The 24,170-nt window shown below is 65.9% G+C and carries 26 protein-coding genes; 17 read left to right on the top strand and 9 right to left on the bottom strand.

Features of this window, described 5'->3' with window-relative positions; translation table 11 throughout:
• Nucleotides 1-11 precede the first annotated feature (11 nt).
• The 7 genes from BLQ85_RS13285 to BLQ85_RS13255 form a co-directional block, all read right to left on the bottom strand.
• Entirely contained in the window at nt 12-1,232 is a 1,221-nt protein-coding gene (locus BLQ85_RS13285; RefSeq protein ID WP_074577689.1) for a DUF4350 domain-containing protein, read from the bottom strand.
• Nucleotides 1,229-2,008: a DUF4129 domain-containing protein gene (locus tag BLQ85_RS13280; protein WP_074577688.1), complete on the bottom strand. Its 780-nt coding sequence runs from the start codon at nt 2,006-2,008 to the stop codon at nt 1,229-1,231. The genes BLQ85_RS13285 and BLQ85_RS13280 overlap by 4 nt, the downstream gene beginning before the upstream one ends.
• Complete coding sequence (locus BLQ85_RS13275) at nt 2,005-2,760, bottom strand: hypothetical protein (protein ID WP_074577687.1); 756 nt, start codon at nt 2,758-2,760, stop codon at nt 2,005-2,007. Before BLQ85_RS13275 ends, BLQ85_RS13280 begins: the two co-directional genes overlap by 4 nt.
• Entirely contained in the window at nt 2,750-3,748 is a 999-nt protein-coding gene (locus BLQ85_RS13270) for a stage II sporulation protein M (protein ID WP_074577686.1), read from the bottom strand. Before BLQ85_RS13270 ends, BLQ85_RS13275 begins: the two co-directional genes overlap by 11 nt.
• Entirely contained in the window at nt 3,745-4,461 is a 717-nt protein-coding gene (locus BLQ85_RS13265; RefSeq protein WP_074577685.1) for an RDD family protein, read from the bottom strand. Before BLQ85_RS13265 ends, BLQ85_RS13270 begins: the two co-directional genes overlap by 4 nt.
• An 11-nt stretch (nt 4,462-4,472) precedes the next feature.
• Entirely contained in the window at nt 4,473-4,982 is a 510-nt protein-coding gene (locus BLQ85_RS13260; RefSeq protein WP_074577684.1) for an RDD family protein, read from the bottom strand.
• Between the two features lie 100 nt (nt 4,983-5,082).
• Entirely contained in the window at nt 5,083-8,232 is a 3,150-nt protein-coding gene (locus tag BLQ85_RS13255; protein WP_074577683.1) for an Rne/Rng family ribonuclease, read from the bottom strand.
• Nucleotides 8,233-8,925: 693 nt separating this feature from the next.
• Here BLQ85_RS13255 and BLQ85_RS13250 point away from each other — a divergent pair.
• The 5 genes from BLQ85_RS13250 to BLQ85_RS13230 all read left to right on the top strand — a co-directional run bounded on the left by BLQ85_RS13250 (nt 8,926) and on the right by BLQ85_RS13230 (nt 12,844).
• Nucleotides 8,926-10,011 carry an RluA family pseudouridine synthase gene (locus BLQ85_RS13250; protein WP_074577682.1) on the top strand — a complete coding sequence of 362 codons (1,086 nt, stop codon included), beginning with the start codon at nt 8,926-8,928 and terminating at the stop codon, nt 10,009-10,011.
• An 8-nt stretch (nt 10,012-10,019) separates the two neighbouring features.
• Nucleotides 10,020-10,634 (top strand): hypothetical protein, encoded by a 615-nt coding sequence (locus BLQ85_RS13245; protein ID WP_074577681.1) that lies wholly within the window; start codon nt 10,020-10,022, stop codon nt 10,632-10,634.
• A gap of 64 nt (nt 10,635-10,698) precedes the next feature.
• Complete coding sequence (locus tag BLQ85_RS13240) at nt 10,699-11,358, top strand: HAD family hydrolase (RefSeq protein ID WP_074577680.1); 660 nt, start codon at nt 10,699-10,701, stop codon at nt 11,356-11,358.
• Nucleotides 11,359-11,386: 28 nt separating this feature from the next.
• Nucleotides 11,387-11,752 (top strand): Rieske (2Fe-2S) protein, encoded by a 366-nt coding sequence (locus tag BLQ85_RS13235; protein ID WP_074577679.1) that lies wholly within the window; start codon nt 11,387-11,389, stop codon nt 11,750-11,752.
• A gap of 21 nt (nt 11,753-11,773) precedes the next feature.
• A complete protein-coding gene (locus BLQ85_RS13230; protein WP_074577678.1) occupies nt 11,774-12,844 on the top strand; it encodes a S49 family peptidase in 1,071 nt (356 codons plus the stop codon).
• A 68-nt stretch (nt 12,845-12,912) separates the two neighbouring features.
• On the opposite strand, the gene BLQ85_RS13225 is transcribed toward BLQ85_RS13230, so the two are convergent.
• On the bottom strand, nt 12,913-13,680 hold the full coding sequence (locus tag BLQ85_RS13225) for an SAM-dependent methyltransferase (protein WP_074577677.1): 768 nt from the start codon (nt 13,678-13,680) through the stop codon (nt 12,913-12,915).
• Nucleotides 13,677-14,297, bottom strand: a complete 621-nt coding sequence (locus tag BLQ85_RS13220; RefSeq protein ID WP_074577676.1) for a Maf family nucleotide pyrophosphatase — start codon at nt 14,295-14,297, stop codon at nt 13,677-13,679. The genes BLQ85_RS13225 and BLQ85_RS13220 overlap by 4 nt, the downstream gene beginning before the upstream one ends.
• A gap of 26 nt (nt 14,298-14,323) precedes the next feature.
• On the opposite strand from BLQ85_RS13220, the gene BLQ85_RS13215 reads away from it, so the two are divergent.
• From BLQ85_RS13215 to rpoE, 12 genes are all read left to right on the top strand, one after another.
• A complete protein-coding gene (locus tag BLQ85_RS13215) occupies nt 14,324-14,875 on the top strand; it encodes a YceD family protein (protein ID WP_074577675.1) in 552 nt (183 codons plus the stop codon).
• Between the two features lie 239 nt (nt 14,876-15,114).
• Nucleotides 15,115-15,297, top strand: a complete 183-nt coding sequence (gene rpmF, locus BLQ85_RS13210) for a 50S ribosomal protein L32 (protein WP_007873878.1) — start codon at nt 15,115-15,117, stop codon at nt 15,295-15,297.
• An 85-nt stretch (nt 15,298-15,382) separates the two neighbouring features.
• Nucleotides 15,383-16,468: a phosphate acyltransferase PlsX gene (plsX, locus tag BLQ85_RS13205; RefSeq protein ID WP_074577674.1), complete on the top strand. Its 1,086-nt coding sequence runs from the start codon at nt 15,383-15,385 to the stop codon at nt 16,466-16,468.
• A gap of 30 nt (nt 16,469-16,498) precedes the next feature.
• Nucleotides 16,499-17,476, top strand: a complete 978-nt coding sequence (locus tag BLQ85_RS13200) for a beta-ketoacyl-ACP synthase III (protein ID WP_074577673.1) — start codon at nt 16,499-16,501, stop codon at nt 17,474-17,476.
• 45 nt (nt 17,477-17,521) lie between these two features.
• Nucleotides 17,522-18,874, top strand: coding sequence for a sialidase family protein (locus BLQ85_RS13195; protein ID WP_254806425.1), 1,353 nt, complete (start codon nt 17,522-17,524; stop codon nt 18,872-18,874).
• Entirely contained in the window at nt 18,855-19,496 is a 642-nt protein-coding gene (locus BLQ85_RS13190) for a hypothetical protein (RefSeq protein ID WP_074577672.1), read from the top strand. The genes BLQ85_RS13195 and BLQ85_RS13190 overlap by 20 nt, the downstream gene beginning before the upstream one ends.
• A gap of 92 nt (nt 19,497-19,588) precedes the next feature.
• Nucleotides 19,589-20,539 (top strand): ACP S-malonyltransferase, encoded by a 951-nt coding sequence (fabD, locus tag BLQ85_RS13185; RefSeq protein ID WP_074577671.1) that lies wholly within the window; start codon nt 19,589-19,591, stop codon nt 20,537-20,539.
• On the top strand, nt 20,536-21,282 hold the full coding sequence (gene fabG / locus BLQ85_RS13180) for a 3-oxoacyl-ACP reductase FabG (protein ID WP_074577670.1): 747 nt from the start codon (nt 20,536-20,538) through the stop codon (nt 21,280-21,282). Before fabD ends, fabG begins: the two co-directional genes overlap by 4 nt.
• 159 nt (nt 21,283-21,441) lie before the next feature.
• Nucleotides 21,442-21,681, top strand: a complete 240-nt coding sequence (acpP, locus tag BLQ85_RS13175; protein WP_007873885.1) for an acyl carrier protein — start codon at nt 21,442-21,444, stop codon at nt 21,679-21,681.
• Between the two features lie 84 nt (nt 21,682-21,765).
• On the top strand, nt 21,766-23,010 hold the full coding sequence (gene fabF, locus BLQ85_RS13170; RefSeq protein WP_074577669.1) for a beta-ketoacyl-ACP synthase II: 1,245 nt from the start codon (nt 21,766-21,768) through the stop codon (nt 23,008-23,010).
• A 90-nt stretch (nt 23,011-23,100) separates the two neighbouring features.
• Nucleotides 23,101-23,529, top strand: a complete 429-nt coding sequence (locus BLQ85_RS13165) for a hypothetical protein (RefSeq protein WP_254806424.1) — start codon at nt 23,101-23,103, stop codon at nt 23,527-23,529.
• Nucleotides 23,526-24,170, top strand: a complete 645-nt coding sequence (gene rpoE, locus BLQ85_RS13160) for an RNA polymerase sigma factor RpoE (RefSeq protein WP_074577668.1) — start codon at nt 23,526-23,528, stop codon at nt 24,168-24,170. Before BLQ85_RS13165 ends, rpoE begins: the two co-directional genes overlap by 4 nt.

Raw genomic sequence — 24,170 nt, 5'->3', positions numbered from 1 at the left:
GTTTCTCGGTTTCAGGATGAAGAAGGGGATGAAGCGGCGGATGAAACAGGCGGCGGGACGGGCTCGCGCGCGTCCAGCCGCCGGCGCGCGGTTTCCAGCAGTTCGAGGTCGGCGGCCAGCGCGCCGCGGTTGCGCGCCCTGTCGGCCTGCGCGTGTTCGAGCGCGCGCACGTCCAGGCCGGTGGCGCGCGCGATCTCGGCGGTGCGCCGTGCCGGCTCGAGTTGCGAAAACCGGGGCAGCTGCCGCGCGGCCGATGCGTGCAGCGCGCGAAGCTGGGCCGTGTGCAGTGCTTTCGGCCCGTGCATGTGCAAAAAGCGCGCGGTGCCGCGCACCTGCTCGGCCATGGAGCGCCGGTGCGAGGGCGCGGACGGCGCCAGCGGCCCGAAGCGCACGCCGGCGCGCCACAGGGCCAGCGCCAGGGCCAGCAGGCCCAGCAGCAGCGCCACCCAGGCCTGGTGCCAGAGCCAGGACGCAAACGGTTCCCTGGCCTCTTCGGCGACAAACCAGAACTCGGCGCCGGCGCGCGCCTGCAGCGCCGCGGCCGCCACCTGCGCGTTGTCGGCGCGTAGCAGGTTGCTGTTGCCCAGCAGGCCCCAGCCGCCGAGCACGGTGACCGTGCCCTGGCCGACCTGCACGCGCACGGCCTCGGTGCCGGCCGTGCCGCGCAGCGACCACAGCGGCGCGGCCAGGCGGTTCACCGGCAGGTACTGCGGGCCGAAATAGGCGCCGCAGACGCGAAAGACGCGGCTGTCGCCGTAGCTGGGCGCGACCTCGACGGGCTCCTCCAGCGCGCGGCAGTCCAGGTCCTTGGCGGTCCTGTCGAAAGGCCGCGCCGGCGTGATTTTCTGCGGGCTGATCGCGTTTTCCTCGGTGACGGGAAGCCAGCCCGTGAGCGATGTGTGCCGGGCCAGGAAGCCCGGGATGACCAGGTGCCCGCCCTGCGCCACCCAGGCGCGCAGGCGCTGCGCGCGTTCGGGGAACAGGTCCCAGTTGCGCGACACCAGTACCAGCCGCGCCTGCGGCGGCGGCATGGCGTCCAGGCTTTTGTGCTTCACGACTTTCGCGCCCAGGGCGCCCAGCAGTTTTTCGGTGGCGTACAGCGGGTTGGTCAGGGCTTCACCCTTGGCCGGCGTGGGGACATCAACGTCGACCCATTCGGTGGCCGACACCAGCCAGATGCCGCCCGCCAGCAGCAGCACGCCCAGCAGGACCAGGATCAACCGGTCCTTCATGGCGCCGCCTTCCCTGGCGCGACCGCTGCGGCCGGCGCGCCCAGGCGCGCGTCAAATTCGGCGCACAGCGCCAGCACGCCGGCCGTGGGCGGCAGGCGCCCGCCATAGGCCGCCAGTTGCCAGGCGGCCACCAGGCGGGCAAAAAAATCGAGCGAGGGCGGCGCCAGCCGGCTTTCGCTGAGCGCCACGCATTCGCCTTCGGTGCTGGCGTTGCGTATGGGCACCGCATGCAGGTGCACCAGGCGCGAGAGCGCGCCGCGGTAGAGCAGCGACAGCGCGGGCCGGCGCTGGCCGCGCTGCCACAGCGAGGCGACCGCCGAGCCCACGTCGTCGGGCAGGCTTTCGGGGCGTATGTCCAGGCTGCCGATGTGGCTGGGCAGGGGCGCCATGCGGTGCCGGCCGCCGCCGGCGCGCACCTGCGCCCAGCGCCGTATGCGGATCACCAGCCAGGCCAGGGCCAGCGCGCCCAGCGCCCACACCAGCAGGCGCGCGGCTTCGGAGACCCTGGTCACAAAATCCCTGAGCCAGCCCAGGCCGTCGCTGTCCTTCTTTTTGTCCTCGGGTTTTTTGTCCCTGTCCCTCAGCCGCAGCGTCTTTTCGCTCTTGCTGCCGGGCAGGTTGGGGTCGGCGCGCACCCGTTCGGCGGCCGATTGGACCTGCTGGCGTGAGGGCGGCTCGCCCGGTGCCGCGGCAGCCGCGCCGGCCGCGCAGCAAGCCGCGACCAGTGCGCAGGCCAGGGCCTGCCGCCATCGGGCATCACGGCATGCGGTCCTCATGCGCCGGCCTTTGCCGGCGCGGGCGTGAAGGCACGGCGAAATTCCTGTTCGATGTCCCAGGCTTCGAGCTCGACGCGGCGGTTCAGGTACATGGCAAAGCCGGCCGCCACAAAAAAGGGCTCGACCAGCCCGACGGCGAAGGCGTAGACCACGGCAAGGCTCAGGCTTTGCAGCGTCGACTCCGTGGCGATCAACCAGCGCCAGAGTTCGGAAAGGCTGCCCTCGGGCGCGAACCAGAACAGGATGGAGAGCAGGGCGAACTCCAGCGCGATCTCGACGTTGGAAAAAACCAGTTGCATGCCCGCGGCCGCGCCACGCCGCCCGCGCAGCAACTGGTCGCGCCGCTTGCGCCTGGCGCCGCCGCGCTGGCCTTCGAGCTGGTCTATGGCCTGGGTGTAGGAGCGCCAGGGCGACAGCCGCCGCCACAGCAGCGTGCGCAGCAGCTGCCCGCCCCACACCTGGGCGCGGTGCTCCCAGAGGTCTTTCCAGCGCGTGGATTGACCGAACACCGCGCGCGACAGGATGAACAGCAGGCTGCGGTCAAACCAGGGCTTGAGGCAAAAGATCAGCAGGCCGGGCAGCCAGTAGGCGAGCTCGATGGTGCACAGCAGCAGCGCGATGACCACGACATACATGGGCAGGAAGGTGCGCCAGATGGAAGCGGCATGGCGGCGCACCAGCGCGACGCCCAGGTCGGCGGCTTCGGCCATGGGGCGCGGGCGCAGCGCGACGGCCAGCGCGTCAACCTGCATGGCGCTGCCCTTCGCCCGCGGGCGCCTGGCCGGCGCGCGGCCGTCCTTGCCAGCCCAGGTAGGCAAGCACCAGGGCCCAGCAGGCCGCGCCGGCGCCGTATTTCACGGCGGGCGTGACCCAGCGCGCCGAGGACCAGAAGGCTTCGACGGCGGCGGCGATCAGCAGCAGGCCGATGACGCCGTAGACCACCACGATGGCGTGGCGCGCCGCCAGGCGCAGCGCCTCCAGTCGCGTGTGCCGGCCCGGCGCGATCAGGGCGTAGCCCAGGCGCAGCCCGGCTGCACCCGCCAGCACGATGGCCGTCAGTTCGAAGGCGCCGTGGGTGACCACAAAGGAGCAGAAGTTCTGCCCGTGGCCCGAGGCGATCAGGTAGCCGCCCACGGCGCCTATCTGCACGCCGTTGAACAGCAGCACGGCCGCGCTGCCGATGCCGCCGAAAATGCCGGCGGCGAAGCAGCGAAAGCCGATGCCGATGTTGTGCATGACGTAAAAGCCGAACATCTGCCAGTCGCCGCTGGCGTCGCGGTTGCGCCCGAAGGACTTGGCGCTGTCGCTGTACATGCTGTCGAAGTTCTGCACCTGTGCCGCATCCAGCAGATGCAGGATGAAACCCGGGTCGCGGTAGGTGGCCAGGCCCGCGGCCAGCAGCGGCACCACGAACAGCAGGGCCGCCACCAGCAGGTAGGCGCGGTGCGCGCGCACGGCCTGCGGGAAGTCGACCAGCGCCAGCGTGCCCAGGCGTGCCAGGCCGTAGTCGTGGCGCCGGTAGATCAGCCGGTGGGCGCTTTGCGTCAGGGCTTCCAGCCGCTGCGTCAGGTGCACCGGGTAGGCGCGGGCCTGCGCCAGCGCCAGGTGCTCGCAGACGCGGCGGTACAGCGTGGCCAGCCGCGCGCCGTCGAACTTGCGCTCGGTCTCGGCGACGCCTATGACCTTCTCGAGCTCGTTCCACAGCGGCGCATAGGCCGCTTCAAACTGCAAGGGCGTCATGGCCGGGCTTCTCCCTCACGCCGGCCCATCAGCCATTGCGCCACGCCCAGCAGGCGCTGGGTGGCGCTGCTGCCCGGCGCGCCCGCACCCAGCACCGGTTCGGCCAGGGCGGCGAGCTCGCCCAGGCGCTCGGGCGTCAGCCGCGTGGCCCGGCCGGCCCAGGCCAGCACCGAGGCTTGTTCGGCGGCCGAAAGGGGCCGTGCGGGGGCCAGCGGGGGCGACAGGGGCACCTCGCCGTGCAGCTTGACGGCATCGGTGAACACTACCAGCGTGCCGGCGGCCAGGTCGCCCAGGCGTTTGCTGTCGCGCCGCCAGAGCATGGACACCAGCCCGGCGCCGAACAGCGCGGGCATGAAGTCGGCCGCGCGCAGCAGGTTGCGCGTCAGCGAGGCGGCGGGTGTCACCGGCAGGCCGGAATCCATCACCACGCGCAGGCCCATGGCCCGTTTGCCGGGTGTGGCGGCCGCGCGGGTCAGCTCGAACACCACGGGGTAAAACCATTCGAGGCCGAAATACGCGAGCAGCAGCACGGCCCCGCCGGCCTTGCCCATCAGGCCGACCACAATGGCCACGGCGATGAACAGGCAGGCGCGTATGGCCAGGTCTATCAGGTAGGCCAGCCCGCGCGCGACGATGCCGGCGGGCCGCAGGGACAGGGTGATGCCTTCGGGCGTTTCAGCCGTGTAAATCGTGTCCAGGCGCGCGTTGGCCACAGGCTGGGGCCTCAGGCCTTGACGACGATGGTGTCCGCGATCTCGTCGTGCAGGCAGCGGCGGGATTTGCGAAAGATCATCAGGCAGTCGATCAGCGAATAAATCCAGACCACGGCCATGACGAGGCCGGCCACAAAGCCCGCGCCGTAGCGCAAGGCCAGGCGCGTGGGGGAAACGGCTTCGCCCGAGGGCCGGACAATACGCAGCTTGAGCAGGACCTTGCCTATCGTCTGGCCCCGCGTCGCGAGCAGGTAGCCGTTGAGCAGGACGAAGATCAAGGCGCCGATGGCCATGCCCAGCGGGTTGAAGGACCACGCGCCTGTTCCTTGCACGGCCCAGGGGTTGTAGGGGGTGAGCACCGACACCAGCCAGAGCACTAGGCTCTGGAAAACCGTGTCGAGAATGGCGGCACCCAGTCGTTCGACGCGGCCGGCCAGCTGCGGGCCGTCATTGACGTCGGCCACATCCGCCACCGTGGCTTGCGGCGGCGCGTAGCGGGCATCGTGCGTGGGCTGGTCCATCGTCCTCTTCCCCTGTCGTTTTGTTGGCCTGATTCTAGGGCTTGTTTTGCGGCATAAAAAAAGGCCCGCATGGGCGGGCCTTTTTGGGAGGGCGGGGCGCTTACTGGCCTGGCGATTTCTCGAAGGGCAGGGACATGGCGCCCAGGTCGCGCCGGGTTTCGACCAGCACCAGCGGGCCTTCGTCGGCCACGACCAGCGGTGGGCGCTCGCGCGGCACGTGCACCGGCTTGACCTCGGCGGCGATGGCGGCTTTGGCTTCGGCGATCTTGGCCGCGTCGGAGTTCACCCACTGCAGGCCCGATGACTGGGCCACCTGGGCCAGCTCGTCGAGGGGCAGCGCGTAGGACTGGACCTTGGGCAGGCTGATGGCCGCGGCCGCCGGTGCGGGCTGCACTGGCGCCACGGGTGCGGGCGCGGGTGCCGGTGCGGCCACAGCCACGGGGGCTGTGTAGGCGGGTGCCGGTGCTGCTTCAGGCACAAAAGGCGCGGCGGGCGTCACAGCGGCAGCGGGTGCCGCGTAGCTGGCGACGACTTCCGGTGCGCGTTCTTCGCGGGCTTGCGGCTGCGGCTGGGCTTGCGCGAAACCGGCCTGGCCGGCGTCGGCGCCTTCGGCCGGCTGCTGCTCGCCGCGTTCGCCGTTCTCACCGCGTTCGCGGCGGTCGCGGCCGTAGCGGTCGCGGCTGCGGCGTTCGCGCGGCTGGCGCTGTTCGTCACCTTGGGCGCCCTGGCCGTTCTGCACGGGAGCGACCGGATTGCCGGCTTCGTCGAGCACAGGTGCCGCTGCGGCCTCGGGGTTGAAGCCGGCACCGGCATTCTGGCCCTCGGCGCCTTCAGGGCGGTCGCTGCCGCGGCGCTCGCCACGGCGGCCGTTGCGGTCGCCGCGTTCACGGCGGCCTTCACCGCGTTCACCGCGTGCTTCGCGGTTGCCCTGGCGTTCACCGTCCTGGGGTGCGCGCTCCTGGCGCGGCTCGGCGGTTTCGCCACCCATGGCGGCTGCCATGGCGGCCTGGTTGGCCAGCGCGAGGTCCTGCTCGACGGCGTCGCGCTGGATACGTTCGCCGCGCTCGCCACCGCGTTCACCGCCACGCTCGCCGCGTTCACGGCGGTTGCGGCCGCCTTCGCGACCTTCCCGGTTGGGCGTCTCGCCGCGCGGCTGATCGCCCGCGCCTTCGGGGCGGGCTTCACCGGCCGGACGTTCCTGGCGGCCTTCGGCATTGCGCTCGCGGCGTTCGCCGCCGCGGCCTTCACCGCGTTCACCACGGCCTTCGGGGCGTGCTTCTCGGCCTTCGCGGGTTTCGCTGCGGCCTTCCGCACCACGGCCCTCGCCGCCACGGCCTTCGCTGCGGCCACGGCCGCCGCGCCGGCCGTCACGGCCGCCGCGCTCACCACCGCGATCGGAGCGCTCGCCACGCTCGCCGCCACGGCCTTCACCGCGACCTTCGCGCCGGCCTTCGCCGCGCTCGTCTTTTTTCACTTCCTTGGCGGCAGGCGCCGGGGCCGGTGCTTCGGCGCCGCCGAACAGGCTCTTGATCCAGCCGAAGAAGCCTTTTTCAGCGGGTGCCGCCACTGCGGGTGCGGGACGGGCAGCCGGCTTGGGCGCCGCCGCATGCGGAGCGGGTTCCGGCTTGGGCGGTGCCACGGGAGCGGGCGCATCGGGCAGCACGCCCTTGATGACGGGCTCCTGCTTGTTGTGCTTTTCCTGGCTGCGGCGCGTGACGGTGGTCGGGTCCTCGACTTCCTCGGCCATCTTGTAGCTGGCGGCGATGTTGTCCAGGCGCGGGTCGTCGTGTTTCAGGCGTTCCAGGCGGTAGTTGGGGGTTTCCAGCGTCTTGTTGGGCACCAGCAGCACGTTGATGCGCTGCTTGACTTCGATCTTGGCGATCTCGGAGCGCTTTTCGTTGAGCAGGAAGGAGGCCACATCGACCGGGACCTGGCACAGCACCGAGGCCGTGCTGTCCTTGAGGGACTCTTCCTGGATGATGCGCAGGATCTGCAGCGCCGAGCTTTCGGTGTCGCGGATGTGGCCGGAGCCGCCGCAGCGCGGGCAAGGGATGGATGCGCCTTCCGAGAGGGCCGGGCGCAGGCGCTGGCGGCTCATTTCCATGAGGCCGAACTTGCTGATGGTGCCGAACTGCACGCGGGCGCGGTCCTGGCGCAGCGCGTCGCGCAGGCGGTTTTCCACATCGCGGCGGTTGCGCGACTCTTCCATGTCGATGAAGTCGATGACGATCAGGCCGCCCAGGTCGCGCAAACGCATCTGGCGCGCGACTTCGTCGGCGGCTTCCAGGTTGGTGCGGGTGGCGGTTTCCTCGATGTCGCCGCCTTTGATGGCGCGGGCCGAGTTGACGTCGACCGAGACCAGGGCCTCGGTGTGGTCGATCACGATGGCGCCGCCCGAAGGCAACTGCACGGTGCGGGCATAGGCCGACTCGATCTGGTGCTCGATCTGGAAGCGGCTGAACAGCGGCGCGTCGTCGCGGTAGCGCTTGACGCGGTGCTCGTGCTCGGGCATCACGTGGGCCATGAACTGCTTGGCCTGCTCGTAGACGTCGTCGGTGTCGAACAGGATGTCGCCGATGTCGCTGTTGAAGTAGTCGCGGATGGCGCGTATCACCAGGCTGGATTCCTGGTAAATCAGGAAAGCGCCCTTGCCGCCCTTGCCGGCGCCGTCGATGGCGGTCCAGAGCTTGAGCAGGTAGTTCAGGTCCCACTGCAGTTCAGGGGCGCTGCGGCCTATGCCGGCGGTGCGCGCGATGATGCTCATGCCATTGGGGTACTCGAGCTGGTCCATCGCTTCTTTGAGCTCGGCCCGGTCGTCGCCCTCGATGCGCCGGCTAACGCCGCCGCCGCGCGGGTTGTTGGGCATCAGGACCACATAGCGGCCGGCCAGGGAGACGAAGGTGGTGAGGGCCGCGCCCTTGTTGCCGCGCTCTTCCTTTTCGACCTGGACCAGCAGTTCCTGGCCTTCCTTGATGACGTCGTTGATGCGCGCCTGGCTGACCGGCACGCCCTGGGCGAAATACTGCTTGGAGATTTCCTTGAACGGCAGGAAGCCGTGGCGGTCTTCGCCGTAGTCGACGAAGCAGGCTTCCAGCGAAGGCTCGACGCGCGTGACGACGGCCTTGTAGATGTTGCCCTTGCGCTGTTCGCGCCCTTCGATTTCAATTTCGTAGTCGAGGAGTTTTTGTCCGTCGACGATCGCCAGGCGGCGTTCTTCAGCCTGAGTGGCGTTTACCAGCATCCGTTTCATGGGTAGCCTTCCTTATCGTTCTTCGTTTTGATGTCATGTCTCGAACATCAATCACATGCCCAAAATGGGCCAACGACGCCGGAGGGACGCAGTGCGAACGTGGAGGAATTGCCGGAGAGCTTTTGACGGCGCGCGGCCGACCGAAATGAATCGGTCAGCGACGTGGTCTGGGCGTAGGCGCGTGGATGGAGCGAGCAGGGGTCAAACGGGTGGGTGCCGCGCAAAGCGCGGCTGCTGGCGCCCACTGCACAAAGGCTGGCGGCTGATTCATGCCGAATGCGGGGCACACGAATGTCGTGAGGCGCCGCAGGCATATATAAATCAGACTGACCAGTGTTGTCATCAGAGGGCTACCCGTTAAAGGACTTGATCTCGGCTGGATCCGTGTGCAGCCTGCTGTTCATGACTTGGGCTGCGCACATGGTATTCCGTAGTTGTGTTCGCAAAACGTCGACTCGTCTACCGTGCAAGACGCTCGCCGCGAGGTGCCTGGCACTCGTCGCTTGCGGGCAATTGCCGGCGTGGGCATCGACCTTCCAGCGAGGCTGCTTGTTCGCCTTTTCAGGGCCGGGGACGTGTGTGGACTAAACTCCAGACAAATCAACCACTTACAGCGCATCGCTAGTGAAACACATTATAGGGTCAGCCAGGGGCTTGGCAAGGAAACCCGGGAAAACACCGGGTCGCCCGCCCGTGGCCGCCGCCAGGCCCAAACCTGCAACCGCCTCAACTCCGCCGATTCCCCAGGCGCCGGCCCCGGCTGCGCCCCAGGCCACGCTGGTGACCGTGGACGAGGACTACGCGGGCCAGCGGCTGGACAATTTTTTGATCCGCCAGCTCAAGGGCGTGCCCAAAACCCATGTTTACCGCATCATCCGCAGCGGCGAGGTCAGGGTGAACAAGGGCAGGGCGCAGGCCGACACCCGTGTGGAGGCCGGCGACGTGGTGCGCCTGCCGCCGGTGCGCACCTCCGAGCGGGCCGGCCAGAAGGCCGAGGCCATGGCCCAGGAAATCGCCCGCCACGGCGCCAGTTCCACCACCGGCGGCTATGCGCCCTCGCGCGAATTCCCCATCCTGTTTGAAGACGACTTCGTGCTGGCCATCGACAAGCCGGCCGGCGTGGCCGTGCACGGCGGCAGTGGCGTGAGTTTTGGCGTGATCGAGCAATTGCGCATGGCGCGGCCCGAGGCCGACTTCCTGGAACTGGTGCACCGGCTGGACCGCGAAACCAGCGGCATTTTGCTGATCGCCAAGCGGCGCATGGCGCTCAAGCTGCTGCAGGAGCAGTTCCGCGAGCGTGAAACCGACAAGGTCTACCTGGCGCTGGTCGGCGGCGACTGGCCGGCCAAACACCGCGTGATCGACAAGGCACTGCACAAGTATTTGCTGCCCGACGGCGAGCGGCGCGTCAAAGTGGTGGACAACGACCACCCCGACGGCATGCGCTCGGTGACGCTGGTCAAGGTCAAAGCGGCGGTTCCCGCCAGCCCGCTGGCCCCCGCCACACCCTTCACCCTGCTGGAAGTCACCATCAAGACGGGCCGCACGCACCAGATCCGCGTGCACCTGGCCAATGAAGGCCACCCCATCGCCGGCGACGACAAGTACGGGGATTTCGAGCTGAACCGGGCGCTGCAGAAAACCGCGGGCGGCGCGGTGCCGCTCAAGCGCATGTTTTTGCATGCCTGGAGCCTGAAGTTCAACCACCCAAAGCTGCGCAAGGTGGTGCACCTGCAGGCGCCGCTGCCGCCCGAATTGCAGCAGTTTTTGCCCGCATAGGTATTCAAATGGTTCATGACCTTCCTGAGGCGCCTGATTCCAGGAGCGCAGCCGGTTCGATCCGGGGAAAGCTCGGCGGCCTGGGCGCGACGGTGCTGATGTTCGTCGTTGCCGGCCCCGCGCTGTATGGTGTGGCGTACTACCTGGTGGCGGGTGACTTCGGGCGCGGCGAATTCCGCTGGAGCCAGCTGCCTTCAGTGGTGTTCTGGCCGCTTCTGATGGAGTTTTTGTTCTGGGTGTCGTTGGGCAGCCTTGACGCAGTGCTTCAGGTTTCGCTGCCTACCGTTTTGGCTGCGGTGATTTTCTGGCTCTTGAACAAGAGGGTGATGCCTTCTGTGAACGCCATGTCCCCCTTCCGTCTTGTTTTGTCCAGATCGGTAGCCGGCCTGCTGGTGTGCGTGTGCGCTTTTGTGGCCTTGAATCCGGCGACAGTGACGCAGGGATGGGACGCGCTGTATTTTTACAATCCCCACATTCGGGCTTCGTACGACGACTCGGCGTGGGGATTCCTTGAAAAATACGGGCAACTTTTCCACCTTGTTGTACTTGGCCTTGCCGGCGCCTTGTTGGGGGCAGCGTACGGGCTCTCATCGTGGTGGTTCAATCAACGCCGGGACAACTGACGTGCGCATTGCGGCTTTTGTCCCTATGCGCCAATATGCGGGCCGTCCCTAAGACAATATCCCCATGCAAACCCGAAATTTCGACCTGATCGCCTTTGACTGGGACGGCACGCTGTTTGATTCGACCGGCATCATCGTGCGCTGCATCCAGGCCGCGGTGCGCGACGTGGGCGGAACGGTGCCTACCGACAAGGAGGCCGGTTACGTGATCGGCCTGGGCCTGATGCAGGCCCTGGCCCATGCCGCGCCCGATGTGCCGCCCGAAAAATACCCCCAGCTTGGCGAGCGCTACCGCCACCACTACGCCGCGCACTACGATGACCTGAGCCTGTTTGACGGCGTGCTGCCCCTGCTCGACGCCCTGAAGGCGCGCGGCCACCTGCTCGCGGTGGCCACCGGCAAGTCGCGCCGCGGCCTCGACGAGGTGCTGCGCACCGTGGAGCTCAGGGGCATGTTCGACGGCTCGCGCACCGCCGACGAGACGGCCGGCAAACCCGACCCGCGCATGCTGCACGAGCTGATGGCCGAGTTTGACGTCGCGCCCGACCGCGTGCTGATGGTGGGCGACACCACGCACGACCTGCAGATGGCGCTCAACGCCGGCTGCCCCAGCGTGGGCGTGAGCTACGGCGCGCATGAACCCGACAGCTTCGCCGTGCTGGCGCCGCGCCACGTCGCGCATTCGGTGCCGGAATTGCAGGCCTGGCTGCTGGCCCATGGCTGAAGTCCGGCGTTAAGAGGCATCAAAGGCCATGGACGAACGGCAAGCCCTGTGCAACAGCCGCGACCTGCTCGAAGGCGGGCTGGCGGTGCCGTTTGACGTGGTCTACGCCGGCCAGACCTGCCGTGCTTTCGCCGTGCGTTTTGAGGGCGTGGTCCACGCCTACCTCAATCGATGCAGCCACGTCGCGATGGAACTCGACTGGCAGCCCAACCGGGTGTTTGACGACCAGGGCCAGTGGCTGCTGTGCGCCAGCCATGGCGCGGCCTACCGTCCCGACACCGGCGAATGCGCGGGCGGGCCTTGCCAGGGCGGGCTGATCAAAATCGCGCTTTCTGAAGCCGAGGGGGTTGTTTATTGGCATTCTGCTTACAACCTTAAACCGCTACAGTTCTAATACCTCTCTAAACTAGTGCTTATGAACGATCCCCAACGCCCTGATCCCTCCACCGATCCCGATTTGCTGCGCGAATCGGACTTCCGGCCCAACCAGCCGGAATCCCTTCCGCCCTATAACAACCCGGTGAACCAGGCGAAAAAATCTTCGGCAGACCCGACCAACACCCCAGGTTGGGAGCGCGCGACGCTGGAGAAACTGGCCTTTGCCGCGCTCAACGAGCAAAAGGCCACGCGCCGCTGGAAGACTTTTGTGCGCCTGGCCTGGCTGGGTTTTTTCGTGGCCCTGGTCTGGATGCTGCTGCACCGCGGCACCCCCGCCAGCGACGCGACCGTGCCGCACACTGCCGTGGTGGAAATCAAGGGCGAGATCGCCGCGGGCGCTGACGCCAGCGCCGAGTTCGTCAATGCGGCCCTGCGCGCGGCCTTTGAGGACGAAGGCGCCAAGGCCGTCGTGCTGCTGATCAACTCCCCCGGCGGCAGCCCCGTGCAGGCCGGCATGATGAACGACGAGATCCTGCGCCTGAAGGCCAAACACAAGAAACCGGTCTACGCCGTGGTCGAGGAAACCTGCGCCTCCGCCGCTTACTACATCGCCGTCTCGGCCGACAAGATTTATGTCGACAAGGCCAGCATCGTGGGCAGCATAGGCGTGCTGATGGACGGCTTCGGCTTTACCGGCCTGATGGACAAGCTGGGCGTGGAGCGCCGCCTGCTGACGGCCGGCGAGAACAAGGGCTTTCTGGACCCCTTCAGCCCGCAAAACGAAAAGCAGCGCGTCTTTGCGCAGGCCATGCTGGACCAGATCCACCAGCAATTCATCTCGGTGGTGAAAGCCGGCCGCGGCAAGCGCCTGAAGGAAACGCCAGAGATGTTCAGCGGCCTGTTCTGGAGCGGCCAGCAGGCCGTCGAACTGGGCCTGGCCGACCAGCTCGGCAACCTCGACTACGTCGCGCGCGAAGTGGTCAAGACCGACGAGATCATCGACTACACGCGCCGCGACAACGTGGCCGAGCGCCTGGCCAAGAAGTTCGGCGCCGCCATGGGCGAGGGCGCGATGAAGGCTTTCAAGGCGATTCCCGCGCTGCGTTAAGCGATTCATCGGCCCCGCTAAAAAGCCCGCTTCGTGCGGGCTTTTTAGTGGGCGCTGTGGCGGCTTTTTTAACGGCCTATGGCAAACACGGTTGGCAAATCCAGCGGGGCCTGGGGCTTGTCGCGCTTCCAGTTGCTCACCTGCGCGCTGTGAGACCAGGCCGTGCCCAGGGTCATGCCGCAGCTCAGCGCCAGCCGGGTGTTGCCCTGCAGTGTTTGCAGCAGCGACTGGAGCAGGGCCGCGTTGCGGTAGGGGGTTTCGATAAAGAGCTGGGTCTGGCCGGATTTCAACGCCAATGATTCCAGCTCGCGCAGGCGCTGCGCGCGCTCGGCCGGCGTTTGCGGCACATAGCCGGCAAAGGCGAAGCTCTGGCCGTTGAGGCCGCTGGCGGCCAGCGCCAGCATCAGCGACATCGGGCCCGTGAGCGGCACGACTTCCAGTCCCAGGTCGTGCGCCGCGCGCACCACGGAGGAACCCGGGTCGGCAATCGCCGGCATGCCGGCTTCGCTGACCAGGCCGATGTCGCGGCCTTCCAGGGCGGCTGCCAGCAGGGGGCGCGCGTCGAAGTTGCCGCCGTGGTCGCCTTTTTTGTGGACCTCGCGCGGCAGCTCCTGGATCTGCAGCGACTGCAGCGGCGCGGCCAGCGGCTGCAGCGCGTCTATGCGCTTGAGGTAGGCGCGCGTGCTTTTGGCGTTCTCGCAAATCCAGCAGGACAGCCGCGATGCGAGTTGCAGGGTTTGCAGCGGCATGACGTCCTGCAGCGGCGCCTGCGTGTCGCAGCCGAAATCCAGCGGCGCGGGCACCAGGTAGAGCTTGCCTTTCACGGCGGCGTTCATGGCCGGCCTCCGGACAGCAGCTGGATGCCGGCCGCCTGGATCAGCCGGCAGGTGCGTATCAGCGGCAGGCCGACCAGCGCCGTCGGGTCGTCGTTGTCTATGGACTCCAGCAGCGCGATGCCCAAGCCTTCGCTTTTGGCACTGCCCGCGCAGTCGTAAGGCTGCTCAATGCGCAAGTAATGTTCGATCTCATCGTTGCTCAGCTCGCGGAATTTCACCTTGACCGGCGCCAGGCTTTGCGCCTCGTAGCCGCTTTCCAGGCACACCACGGCCACGGCGGTCTGGAAAATCACGGTGCGCCCGCGCATGCGGCGCAACTGCGCCACGGCCTTTTCATGGCTGCCGGGCTTGCCCAGCGGCTCGCCATCCAGGTCGGCTACCTGGTCTGAGCCTATGACGACCGCGCCGGGAAAGGCGGCGGCCACAGCGCGGGCCTTGGCCAGGGCCAGGCGCTCGGCCAAGGCCTGCGGGGCCTCGCCGGGCTGCGGGGTTTCGTCCACCTCGGGCGCGGCGACCTCAAACGGGATGTGCAGCCGCTGCAGCAATTCGCGGCGGTAGCGTGAGGTCGAACCCAGGACGAGAGGGCGGTTTGTGGCGGGAGGGGAAACAAGGGTCATGGCCTCGATTCTCTTACACTGCATCCATGTCCAGACCCCTTCAGCCCAGCCGGCTCAACATGAAAGCGTTTGCCCAGGAGGGCGTGGCGCTCGCTGAAACCACTCCGCTACAAAATCTGGAGCGCCTTGCCGAGGAAACGCAAGGGCTGCAGGCCGATTCAGCCGTTCAATGGGAGGCGCGCGGCGAGTTGCGCCCGCGCACCGGCGCCGATGACGAGGTATGGCTGCATCTGCAGGCCCAGGCCACTGTTCCGCTGACCTGCCAGCGCTGCATGGGCGTGGTCGAGACTCCCGTGGAGGTGGACCAGTGGTACCGTTTTGTCGCCAGCGAAGACATCGCCATGGCCGAGGACGACCAGTCCGAAGAGGATTTGCTGGTGATGGAGCCCCAGTTCAACCTGCTCGCCGTGCTGGAAGACGAACTGCTGATGGCCTTGCCCCTGGTACCCATGCATGAGGAGTGCCCGGTCGCGCCCAGGCTTCAGGCTGGTGATGTGGAGGCGCCGGGTGCGGCGGGAGAGCCCGCCGGAAAACCCAATCCTTTTGCCGTGCTGGCGCAGCTGAAGAACAAGAAGTAGTAACTTAGTATTACTAAATTCATGCGAAAAACCACTGGATTCAGGGACATTTCGCCCGTCTGAGGCCGGGGTGATGAAAATGACCGCGCATCAAGCTATAATCAAAGGCTTCGCGTACCAATGCGGTGGATACGGTGTCATGGCGCTCAGGCTGTCATGGGCTGATATTCAGGTCCAGCTGTCTGAACTCGGAATTTGGTGCGTAATTTACCAACCTAACACCCCATCAGGAGCGGATCATGGCCGTCCAGCAAAACAAAAAGTCACCTTCGAAGCGCGGTATGCACCGTTCGCACAACGCACTCACCGTGCCAGGCATTGCCGTGGAATCCACCACCGGCGAAACCCACCTGCGCCACCACATCAGCCCCACCGGTTTCTACCGTGGCCGCAAGGTGCTGAAAACCAAATCCGAAGCGTAATTCCACGCTTTGAGCATGGGCCCGCACTCATCCTGCGGGCCTTTCTTTTGCCTGAATTCCACCTCTTGACTGCACCGGTCGCCCCATGATCAGGATTGCTGTCGATGCCATGGGCGGCGATATCGGCCCTGCCGTGACGCTGCCCGCCAGCCTGGCTTTTCTGGACGGCCATCCCGATGCCGCCGTGGTGCTGGTGGGCCAGCCCGAAGTGCTGGCTGCGCATCCCCTGCACGCGCGGCTCCAGGCCCATCCGCGCTGCCAGATCGTTCCGGCCAGCGAGATCGTCACCATGGACGATCCCATCGAGATCGCGCTGCGGCGCAAGAAAAATTCCTCGATGCGGGTTGCGATGAACCAGGTCAAGGACGGCGTGGCTCAGGCGGCCGTGTCAGCCGGCAATACCGGCGCCCTGATGGCGATTGCCCGCTACGTGCTCAAGACCCTGGAAGGCATTGACCGCCCGGCCATCGCCACCCAGTTGCCCAATGCCCTGGGGGGGGCCACCACCGTGCTGGACCTGGGCGCCAACGTCGATTGCACCGAAGACCACCTGCTGCAGTTCGCCGTGATGGGCTCGGCCCTGGTGGCAGCCATCACCGCCAACCCCACGCCCAGCGTCGGCCTGCTCAATATTGGAGAAGAGGCGATAAAAGGCAGTGAAATGATCAAAAAAGCTGGGGAATTGTTGCGATCTGCTTCCAATTCCGGCGATTTGAATTTTTATGGAAATGTCGAGGGTAACGATATTTTCAAGGGAACGACAGACATCGTGGTCTGTGACGGCTTTGTGGGCAATGTGGCACTCAAGGCCAGCGAAGGCCTTGCCAGCATGATTGGTGGCTTCATCAAAACCGAGTTTTCTCGCAATATCTTCACAAAAATCTCCGCCATCATTGCCTATCCGGTGTTAACTGCATTTAAAAATCGGGTTGATCACAGGCGTTACAACGGTGCGGCATTGCTGGGCCTGCAAGGCCTGGTGTTCAAGAGCCACGGTTCGGCGGACGCCTTTGCTTTTGAGAGGGCGCTGAATCGGGCTTATGATGCGGCTCGGAACAATTTGCTTGAGAGAGTCCGCGAACGCATCGCCCATGCGGCCCCTTTGCTGGTTGCGGCGCAGGCGGTACCCCCCGCCGATGCGCCCGCCGAAGCCCTCCTCAATGCCAGTTGACTCAGCAGTTTCAACACCGGCCACTCATTAATGACCCGTTACTCACGCATCGCCGGCACCGGTAGTTATTTGCCGCCGCGCCGACTGACCAACGCCGAACTGGCTGCCGACCTGGCCACCCGAGGCGTGGAAACCTCCGACGAATGGATTGTGGAGCGCACCGGCATCCGGGCCCGCCACTTTGCCGCGCCCGATGTGACCAGCAGCGACCTGGGCGTGGAAGCCGCCAAGAATGCCCTGCAAGCCGCGGGCCTGCAGGCATCCGATATCGACCTCATCATCGTGGCGACCTCGACGCCCGACATGGTGTTTCCGTCGGCCGCCTGTATCCTGCAAAACAAGCTGGGCATCGCCGGCTGCGCGGCCTTTGACGTGCAGGCCGTGTGCAGCGGTTTCGTCTACGCGCTGACCGTGGCTGACGCCATGATTCGCACCGGTTCGGCCAGCAAGGCGCTGGTGATAGGCGCGGAAGTGTTCTCGCGCATCCTGGACTTTTCGGACCGCACCACCTGCGTGCTCTTCGGCGACGGCGCCGGCGCCGTGGTGCTCGAGGCGTCGGAGACGCCCGGCATTCTTGCCAGCGACCTGCATGCCGACGGCAAGCATGTCGGCATCCTCTGTGTGCCCGGCAATGTCTCGGGCGGCCAGATTCTGGGCGACCCGCTGCTCAAAATGGACGGCCAGGCCGTGTTCAAGCTCGCCGTGGGTGTGCTCGAAAGCGCCGCGCGCGCCACGCTGGCAAAAGCCAACCTGACCGACGCCGACATCGACTGGCTGATCCCGCACCAGGCCAATATCCGCATCATGCAGAGCACGGCCAAAAAACTGAAGATGCCGCTGGAAAAACTGATCGTCACGGTCGACCAGCACGGAAACACTTCCGCCGCCTCCATCCCGCTCGCGCTGGATTCGGCCGTGCGCAGTGGCAAGATCCAAAAAGGCGACACCCTCATGCTTGAAGGCGTGGGCGGCGGCTTTACCTGGGGTGCGGTGCTTCTCAAATACTGAGCGGCTCCCTACCCATCCGCCAGGCTTTCACAGACAGGTGGGCACTTGAATTTCAAACCGTCCGGTGCACTGGAGCGCCTTGCAGCTGCCTTGCTGGTGCTGGCCTTCGCCCTGGCCGGATGGAAGATCCTGCAGCGTCCGCCGGCTTCCCCGTTTGTGGTGCCGTTCGCCGACGCATCCCAAGGCCCATCTCGCATTCACCCGCCGGCACAGCAACGCTCACCGGACGGCCGCTTCCGCTTCGACGCGCAGTTTGTGTCGTCCTCTCCCGGCCAGGCTGTGCATGCCGCGTCGCTGGTCGAGCTGCGCGACGGGCGTTTGCGGGCGGTCTGGTTCTCGGGCTCGCGCGAAGGCGCCGGCGACGTCACCATCCAGAGCGCCGTGACGGACGCCACCGGTTTGCGTTGGGGCGCGGAAAGCACGCTGTTCGACCGGCAGGCACTGCAGCAAGGCCTGTGGCGCTATGTCAAAAAACTCGGCAACCCGGTGATTGCCCGCGCGCCCGATGGCTCGCTGAACCTGTGGATGGTCAATGTGTCGCTGGGCGGGTGGGCGGGCAGTTCCATCACCTGGGCGCGCTCCACCGACGAAGGCGCGAGCTGGAGTACGCCGCGCCGGCTGGTGACCTCGCCCTTCCTGAACATCAGCACCCTGGTCAAGGGCACGCCCGTCATCTTCGAGAGTGGTGAAACCGGCTTGCCGGTGTACCACGAGTTCGTCGCCAAATTCGGTGAAGTCCTGCGCATCAGCTCCCAGGGTCAGGTCGTCGACAAGGTGCGCATTCCGGGTAGCCGCACCAGCTTGCAGCCGGTGGTCCTGGTGTCGGGGCCGCAGACGGCGCAGGTTTATATGCGCTCGGGCAATGCCACGGCACTGATGGCCTCCAGCACCACCGATGCCGGCAAGACCTGGTTGCCGGCCCATGCAAGCGCCTGGCCGAATCCGGATTCCGCCCTAGCCGGCACCATGACGAATAGCAGCACGCAATGGCTGGCCCTGAATCCGGCGCCCCGCAACCGCGAAACAATGGCCTTGCTGCAGACCGCCGCGGGTGGCTCATTTGATGGGGTGACGCCCTGGATCGTGGAGTCCTCCGCCAATCCGCAGGCACGCACATCCATGGGCGACTACGAACGCCTGCTGACCCAGGAACTCAAGGCCCGCGGCGCCAGCGACGGCGAGGCCCAGGCCTATGTGGCCAGTGCCCGGCGCCAGCTGTGCGGCGGCCAGAGCTGCTCCCAGGAGTTTTCCTACCCCTACCTGCTGCAAAGCCGCGACGGCTACCTGCACCTTGTCTATACCTGGCACCGCACGCGCATCAAGCATGTGCGGCTGGATCCCCTGCAAACCCTAGAGGCCGCGCAAGCGGCGCCCGGCCATGTTTCCTCCGGCAAATGACCTGATTGCCCTGCTGGGCATCAACCTGGTGCTCAGCGCCGGCTGCCTGCGCCTGCTGAACTGGCGGCATGGCGTCACGCCCTGGGGCAAGTGGGCCAGCGCCGCGGTGTTCTTGCTGCTGTGGTGCCCGGTGGGCCCGGCCCGTTTGCCGCTGGTCGCGTATGTGCGCGGCATCAGTTCGGACCTGAGCATTTCCCTGGTGGCCATCGCTTGCCTGGGTATGTACCGGCGCCTGCGCGGCATGGCCCCCGTGGCGCAGCATGAACGCATGGTGCTGAGCCTTGCCTTCGCGGCCGGCGCATTGTTTTTGTATCCCCTGGCCCTGGGCTGGGGCGATTGGGATGCCTACCGGTTGGGCTGGGGCTCGCCGGCTCTCTGGGCGGCGCTTCTGGCGCTGTCGCTGGCCTGCTGGGCCGGGGGCTTGCGCCTGCTGCCAATGCTGGTGGCCCTGGCTTTGCTGGCCTGGGTGGCCGGCGCGCTGGAGTCCACCAACCTGTGGGATTACCTCATTGACCCCTGGCTGGCAGTTGCGGCAATTTTTCAGTGCATCAAATCGGCCATCGTCTGGGGGCTTGCGCGGCTTCGGGCTGCTCGCCATGGCGCCATGCCGTCTTCGGCTTGAGAGGCCGCGCTTCAAAAAATGGCTGTTCATCTTCTTAAAATGCATGCGGGCGCCTTTGCGCGATCCAAGAATTCGATCCATGGAGTAATCATTTGAAATCGTTTGCCATTGTTTTTCCCGGCCAGGGCTCGCAGTCGGTCGGCATGCTGGACGCCTGGGGCGACCATCCTGTGGTCGCGCAGACGCTGGCCGAAGCCTCCGAGGCGCTCGGCGAGGATGTCGGCCGCCTGATCAAGGAAGGCCCCAAGGAGGCGCTGGCCCTGACCACCAACACCCAGCCCGTGATGCTGGTCGCCGGCGTGGCGGCCTACCGCGCCTGGATGGCCGAGACCGGCGCGGCGCCGGCCGCCGTGGCGGGCCATTCGCTGGGCGAATATTCCGCGCTGGTGGCTTCCGGCGTGCTGACGCTGGCGCAGGCCGCACCGCTGGTGCGCTTTCGCGCGCAGGCCATGCAGGACGCCGTGCCGGTCGGCGTCGGCGCGATGGCGGCCATCCTGGGCATGGAAGCCTCCAAGGTGATCGAAGGCTGCGCCGAGGCCGTGCGCAGCTTCGGCGCCAACACCGCCGAAGTGGTGGAGGCCGTCAACTTCAACGACCCGATGCAGACCGTCATCGCGGGCAGCAAGGCCGCGGTCGAGAAAGCCTGTGAAGTGCTCAAGGCCAATGGCGCCAAGCGCGCCTTGCCGCTGCCGGTGTCGGCACCCTTTCACTCCAGCCTCATGAAGCCCGCGGCCGAGAAGCTGCGTGAAAAGCTGGCCGCCGTCGATTTCGCGGCACCGGCAATCCCGGTCGTCAACAATATCGATGTGGCCGTCGAAACGGACGCGGACCGCATCCGCGCGGCGCTGTACCGCCAGGCCTTCGGTCCCGTGCGCTGGGTGGAATGCGTGCAAGCCATCAAGGCGCGCGGCCTCACCACGCTGGTCGAGTGCGGGCCGGGCAAGGTGCTGGCCGGCATGGCCAAAAGAATCGATCCCGAATTGGCGGGCGTTCCCCTGTTTGATCCCGCCTCACTGGCGGAAGTGAAGGAGTTACTGGCATGAGCGAAGTGAAGTTTGAAGGCCAGGTCGCGCTGGTCACCGGCGCGTCGCGCGGCATAGGCGCGGCCATCGCGCTCGAGTTGGCCCAGAAGGGCCTCAAGGTCATAGGCACGGCGACCAGCGACGAAGGCGCGGCCAAAATCGGCCAGGCCCTCGCGGCTTTCCCGGGCTGCGCCGGCAAGAACCTGAACGTGAACGACGCCGTCGCGGCCGAAGCGCTGATCGAGGCCATCGTCAAGGAACACGGCGGCCTGCAGGTGCTGGTCAACAACGCGGGCATCACGCGCGACATGCTGGCGATGCGCCTGAAGGACGAAGACTGGGACGCGGTGCTGGATACCAACCTCAAGGCCGTGTTCCGCATGAGCCGCGCGGTGATGCGCACCATGATGAAGCAGCGCTACGGCCGCATCATCAGCATCACCTCGGTGGTCGGCGCCTCGGGCAACGCGGGCCAGTCCAATTACGCGGCCGCCAAGGCCGGCGTGGCCGGCATGACGCGCGCGCTGGCACGCGAGCTCGGTTCGCGCAACATCACGGTTAATTGTGTGGCGCCGGGCTTTATCGAGACCGACATGACGGCCGGCTTGCCCGAAGAGCAGCAAAAAGCGCTGCTGGGGCAGATACCGCTGGGCCATTTGGGCAAGCCACAAGACATTGCGCACGCCGTGGCCTTTGTGGCCAGCCCGCAAGCGGCTTACATCACCGGCCAGGAGATTCACGTCAACGGCGGCATGTATATGTAGGCCTTGGGGCCGTCAGGCAGCGGTTTCATGAAAACCGCGGCTTGACAGTGGTAAAACACGGGAAATCGAAGCCGGTTTTTATCCGTCCGGCGCGGTGCTTAGGGAAACGACTCTAACGCGGTAAAATCACGGATTAATTTACAACCCTCAGAGGGAACTATGAGCGATATCGAAGCACGTGTTAAGAAAATCATTGCCGAACAACTCGGCGTGGAAGAAGGCCAGGTCACCAATGAAAAAGCCTTTGTGGCCGATCTGGGCGCTGACTCCCTTGACACCGTAGAACTGGTTATGGCTCTGGAAGACGAGTTCGGCATTGAGATTCCCGACGAAGACGCCGAGAAGATCACCACCGTCCAGAACGCGATTGACTACGCGAACACCCATCAAAAGGCCTGAGGCCGCAGGTTTGCGCCTGTGACTCTGCCGTCACCAAGCCTGAAAAGCCACAGGGCCTTTTCAGGTTCTTTTCAGGATTTCTGAATGAGCCGTCGTCGTGTCGTCGTGACAGGTCTGGGTTGCGTCAGCCCGGTAGGTAATACCGTGGCCGAGTCCTGGACCAATCTTCTTGCCGGCAAGCCCGGGATTGATCTTGTCACCGGGTTTGATGCCAGCAACCTCGCCTGCAAATTCGCCGGCGAGGTCAAGGGTTTCAATATCGCGGACTACATCCCCGAAAAAGAAGCCCGGCACATGGACCGGTTCATCCACCTGGGCCTGGCCGCGGCCTTCCAGGCGGTCGCCGACAGCGGCTTGCCGACCGGCGAGGCGCTGGGTGACGAGATGGCCACGCGCATAGGCTGCAATATCGGCTCGGGCATCGGCGGTTTGCCGATGATCGAGCAGATGCACACCGAACTGGTCAATCGCGGCCCGCGCCGGATCTCCCCGTTTTTTGTGCCTGCCTCCATCATCAACATGATCTCGGGGCATGTGTCCATCAAGTTCGGCTTCAAAGGCCCCAACATCGCGGTCGTCACGGCCTGCACCACCGGCCTTCACGCGATCGGCCTGTCGGCTCGCATGATCGAGTACGGTGATTGCGACGTGATGGTGGCCGGCGGCGCGGAGTCTTGCGTGTCTCCCCTGGGCATAGGCGGCTTCGCGGCGGCCCGTGCCTTGTCCACCCGCAATGACGACCCGAAAACGGCCTCGCGCCCCTGGGACAAGGACCGCGACGGTTTTGTGCTGGGCGAAGGCGGCGGCGTGCTGGTGCTCGAAGAGTACGAACACGCCAAGGCCCGCGGCGCGAAAATTTATGCCGAGCTGACCGGCTTCGGCATGAGCGCCGACGCGTTCCACATGACTGCGCCCGATATCGACGGCCCGCGCCGCTCCATGGTGATGGCCTTGAAGAATGCCGGTGTCAATGCCGACGAGGTCCAGTACCTCAATGCGCACGGCACGTCCACGCCGCTGGGCGACCTCAACGAAACCAACGCCATCAAGGCGGCTTTCGGCGACCATGCCAAAAAGCTGATGGTCAGCTCCACCAAATCCATGACCGGCCACCTGCTGGGCGGGGCCGGCGGCATCGAATCGGTGTTTACCGTGCTCTCGCTGCACCACCAGAAGATTCCGCCGACCATCAATATCTTCAACCAGGACCCCGAGTGCGACCTCGACTACTGCGCCAATACCGCGCGTGACGCCAGGATCGAAGTTGCCGTGAAAAACAACTTCGGCTTCGGCGGCACCAACGGCACGCTGGTTTTCAAGCGCGCCTGATTGTTAGCCGCGCTTCGCAAGCCCTTGGCTACGCACAACGCCCCTCCGGTTGTTTATCCGTTGGGGCGTTCGCGTTTTCTGGGCGCGCTCTTGCTGGGCCTGTGGCTTTGCGGCTTGTTACTGACCCTGCTGTGGTTTCTCCAGGGCGCCGGGCGGCTTGACTGGCGTATCGCGCTGGCGCTTGTCTGTGTTGCCGCAGCCGGGGCGGCGGCCTACGTCGGCTGGCGAAACGCCCCGGCAGGCCAGCTCGCCTGGGACGGCGCGGTCTGGCGCTGGGAAAGCCCGGGCTACCAGGCCGGTGTCGCCGAATACGGCCTGTCGGTCCTGGCCGATTTCCAGAATATCCTGCTGCTGCGGCTTGAAAACCAGGCCCACGCCTGTTTGTGGCTCTGGATGGAACGGCGCAGCATGCCCGAGCGCTGGCTGGACTTGCGCAGGGCGGTTTATTCGCCGCACAAAGCAGCTGTGGCAGTATCGGGGGCTATGCATTCCTTAGACGGCGGGCCAAACCCTTCATGAGCGCCGACCTGCCACTTTTGCCGCTGGAAAAAGCCACCGACAGCGACGCCATGCTGGTCGAGCGCACGGTCGCGGGCGACCAGAAAGCCTATGAGCTCCTGGTCATCAAGTACCAGCGGCGCATCCAGCGCCTGATAGGCCGCATGGTCCGCGATGTCGACCTTGTGGAGGACATCGCCCAGGAGACGTTTATCCGGGCCTACCGGGCCCTGGCGCAGTTCAGGGGTGAGGCCCAGTTTTACACCTGGCTGTACCGGATCGCCGTGAATACCGCGAAAAAGGCCCTGATGGACCTCAAACGGGACCCGACCGTTTCAGAAAATGCCTTCAAATCGGGCCAAAGCGAGGAAAGCGATGAAACTTCCCCGCTGGAAAACGAACTAACAAGCTCGGAAACGCCGGATGCCGTGCTGGCCAGCAAGGAAATCGCGGAGATCATCAATGCCGCCATGGAAGCCTTGCCGGAAGAGCTCCGCCAGGCCATCACCCTGCGTGAAATCGAAGGGCTGAGCTATGAAGAGATCTCGGAGGCCATGGATTGCCCCATAGGCACGGTGCGCTCCCGGATTTTCAGGGCGCGTGAAGCGATTTCGCAGAAGGTGAAGCCTTTGCTGGAAAACCAGAGCGGCAAGCGCTGGTAA

This window comes from Polaromonas sp. JS666, from assembly GCF_900103405.1.
Lineage (GTDB): Bacteria > Pseudomonadota > Gammaproteobacteria > Burkholderiales > Burkholderiaceae_C > Polaromonas.
The sequence above is the reverse complement of the archived record's forward strand: the minus strand, read 5'-3'. Positions and strand labels throughout refer to the sequence as shown.

Bases quoted from the DNA above. Each gene is read 5' to 3' on its own strand.
- rpmF (WP_007873878.1), top strand. From the start codon at position 15,115: ATGGCCGTCCAGCAAAACAAAAAGTCACCTTCGAAGCGCGGTATGCAC.
- BLQ85_RS13260 (WP_074577684.1), bottom strand. From the start codon at position 4,982: ATGGACCAGCCCACGCACGATGCCCGCTACGCGCCGCCGCAAGCCACG.
- plsX (WP_074577674.1), top strand. From the start codon at position 15,383: ATGATCAGGATTGCTGTCGATGCCATGGGCGGCGATATCGGCCCTGCC.
- BLQ85_RS13190 (WP_074577672.1), top strand. From the start codon at position 18,855: ATGTTTCCTCCGGCAAATGACCTGATTGCCCTGCTGGGCATCAACCTG.
- fabG (WP_074577670.1), top strand. From the start codon at position 20,536: ATGAGCGAAGTGAAGTTTGAAGGCCAGGTCGCGCTGGTCACCGGCGCG.
- BLQ85_RS13230 (WP_074577678.1), top strand. From the start codon at position 11,774: ATGAACGATCCCCAACGCCCTGATCCCTCCACCGATCCCGATTTGCTG.
- BLQ85_RS13235 (WP_074577679.1), top strand. From the start codon at position 11,387: ATGGACGAACGGCAAGCCCTGTGCAACAGCCGCGACCTGCTCGAAGGC.
- BLQ85_RS13275 (WP_074577687.1), bottom strand. From the start codon at position 2,760: ATGCAGGTTGACGCGCTGGCCGTCGCGCTGCGCCCGCGCCCCATGGCC.
- BLQ85_RS13220 (WP_074577676.1), bottom strand. From the start codon at position 14,297: ATGACCCTTGTTTCCCCTCCCGCCACAAACCGCCCTCTCGTCCTGGGT.
- BLQ85_RS13200 (WP_074577673.1), top strand. From the start codon at position 16,499: ATGACCCGTTACTCACGCATCGCCGGCACCGGTAGTTATTTGCCGCCG.
- acpP (WP_007873885.1), top strand. From the start codon at position 21,442: ATGAGCGATATCGAAGCACGTGTTAAGAAAATCATTGCCGAACAACTC.
- BLQ85_RS13280 (WP_074577688.1), bottom strand. From the start codon at position 2,008: ATGAGGACCGCATGCCGTGATGCCCGATGGCGGCAGGCCCTGGCCTGC.
- BLQ85_RS13225 (WP_074577677.1), bottom strand. From the start codon at position 13,680: ATGAACGCCGCCGTGAAAGGCAAGCTCTACCTGGTGCCCGCGCCGCTG.
- BLQ85_RS13255 (WP_074577683.1), bottom strand. From the start codon at position 8,232: ATGAAACGGATGCTGGTAAACGCCACTCAGGCTGAAGAACGCCGCCTG.
- rpoE (WP_074577668.1), top strand. From the start codon at position 23,526: ATGAGCGCCGACCTGCCACTTTTGCCGCTGGAAAAAGCCACCGACAGC.
- BLQ85_RS13240 (WP_074577680.1), top strand. From the start codon at position 10,699: ATGCAAACCCGAAATTTCGACCTGATCGCCTTTGACTGGGACGGCACG.
- BLQ85_RS13285 (WP_074577689.1), bottom strand. From the start codon at position 1,232: ATGAAGGACCGGTTGATCCTGGTCCTGCTGGGCGTGCTGCTGCTGGCG.
- BLQ85_RS13270 (WP_074577686.1), bottom strand. From the start codon at position 3,748: ATGACGCCCTTGCAGTTTGAAGCGGCCTATGCGCCGCTGTGGAACGAG.
- BLQ85_RS13245 (WP_074577681.1), top strand. From the start codon at position 10,020: ATGGTTCATGACCTTCCTGAGGCGCCTGATTCCAGGAGCGCAGCCGGT.
- fabF (WP_074577669.1), top strand. From the start codon at position 21,766: ATGAGCCGTCGTCGTGTCGTCGTGACAGGTCTGGGTTGCGTCAGCCCG.
- BLQ85_RS13215 (WP_074577675.1), top strand. From the start codon at position 14,324: ATGTCCAGACCCCTTCAGCCCAGCCGGCTCAACATGAAAGCGTTTGCC.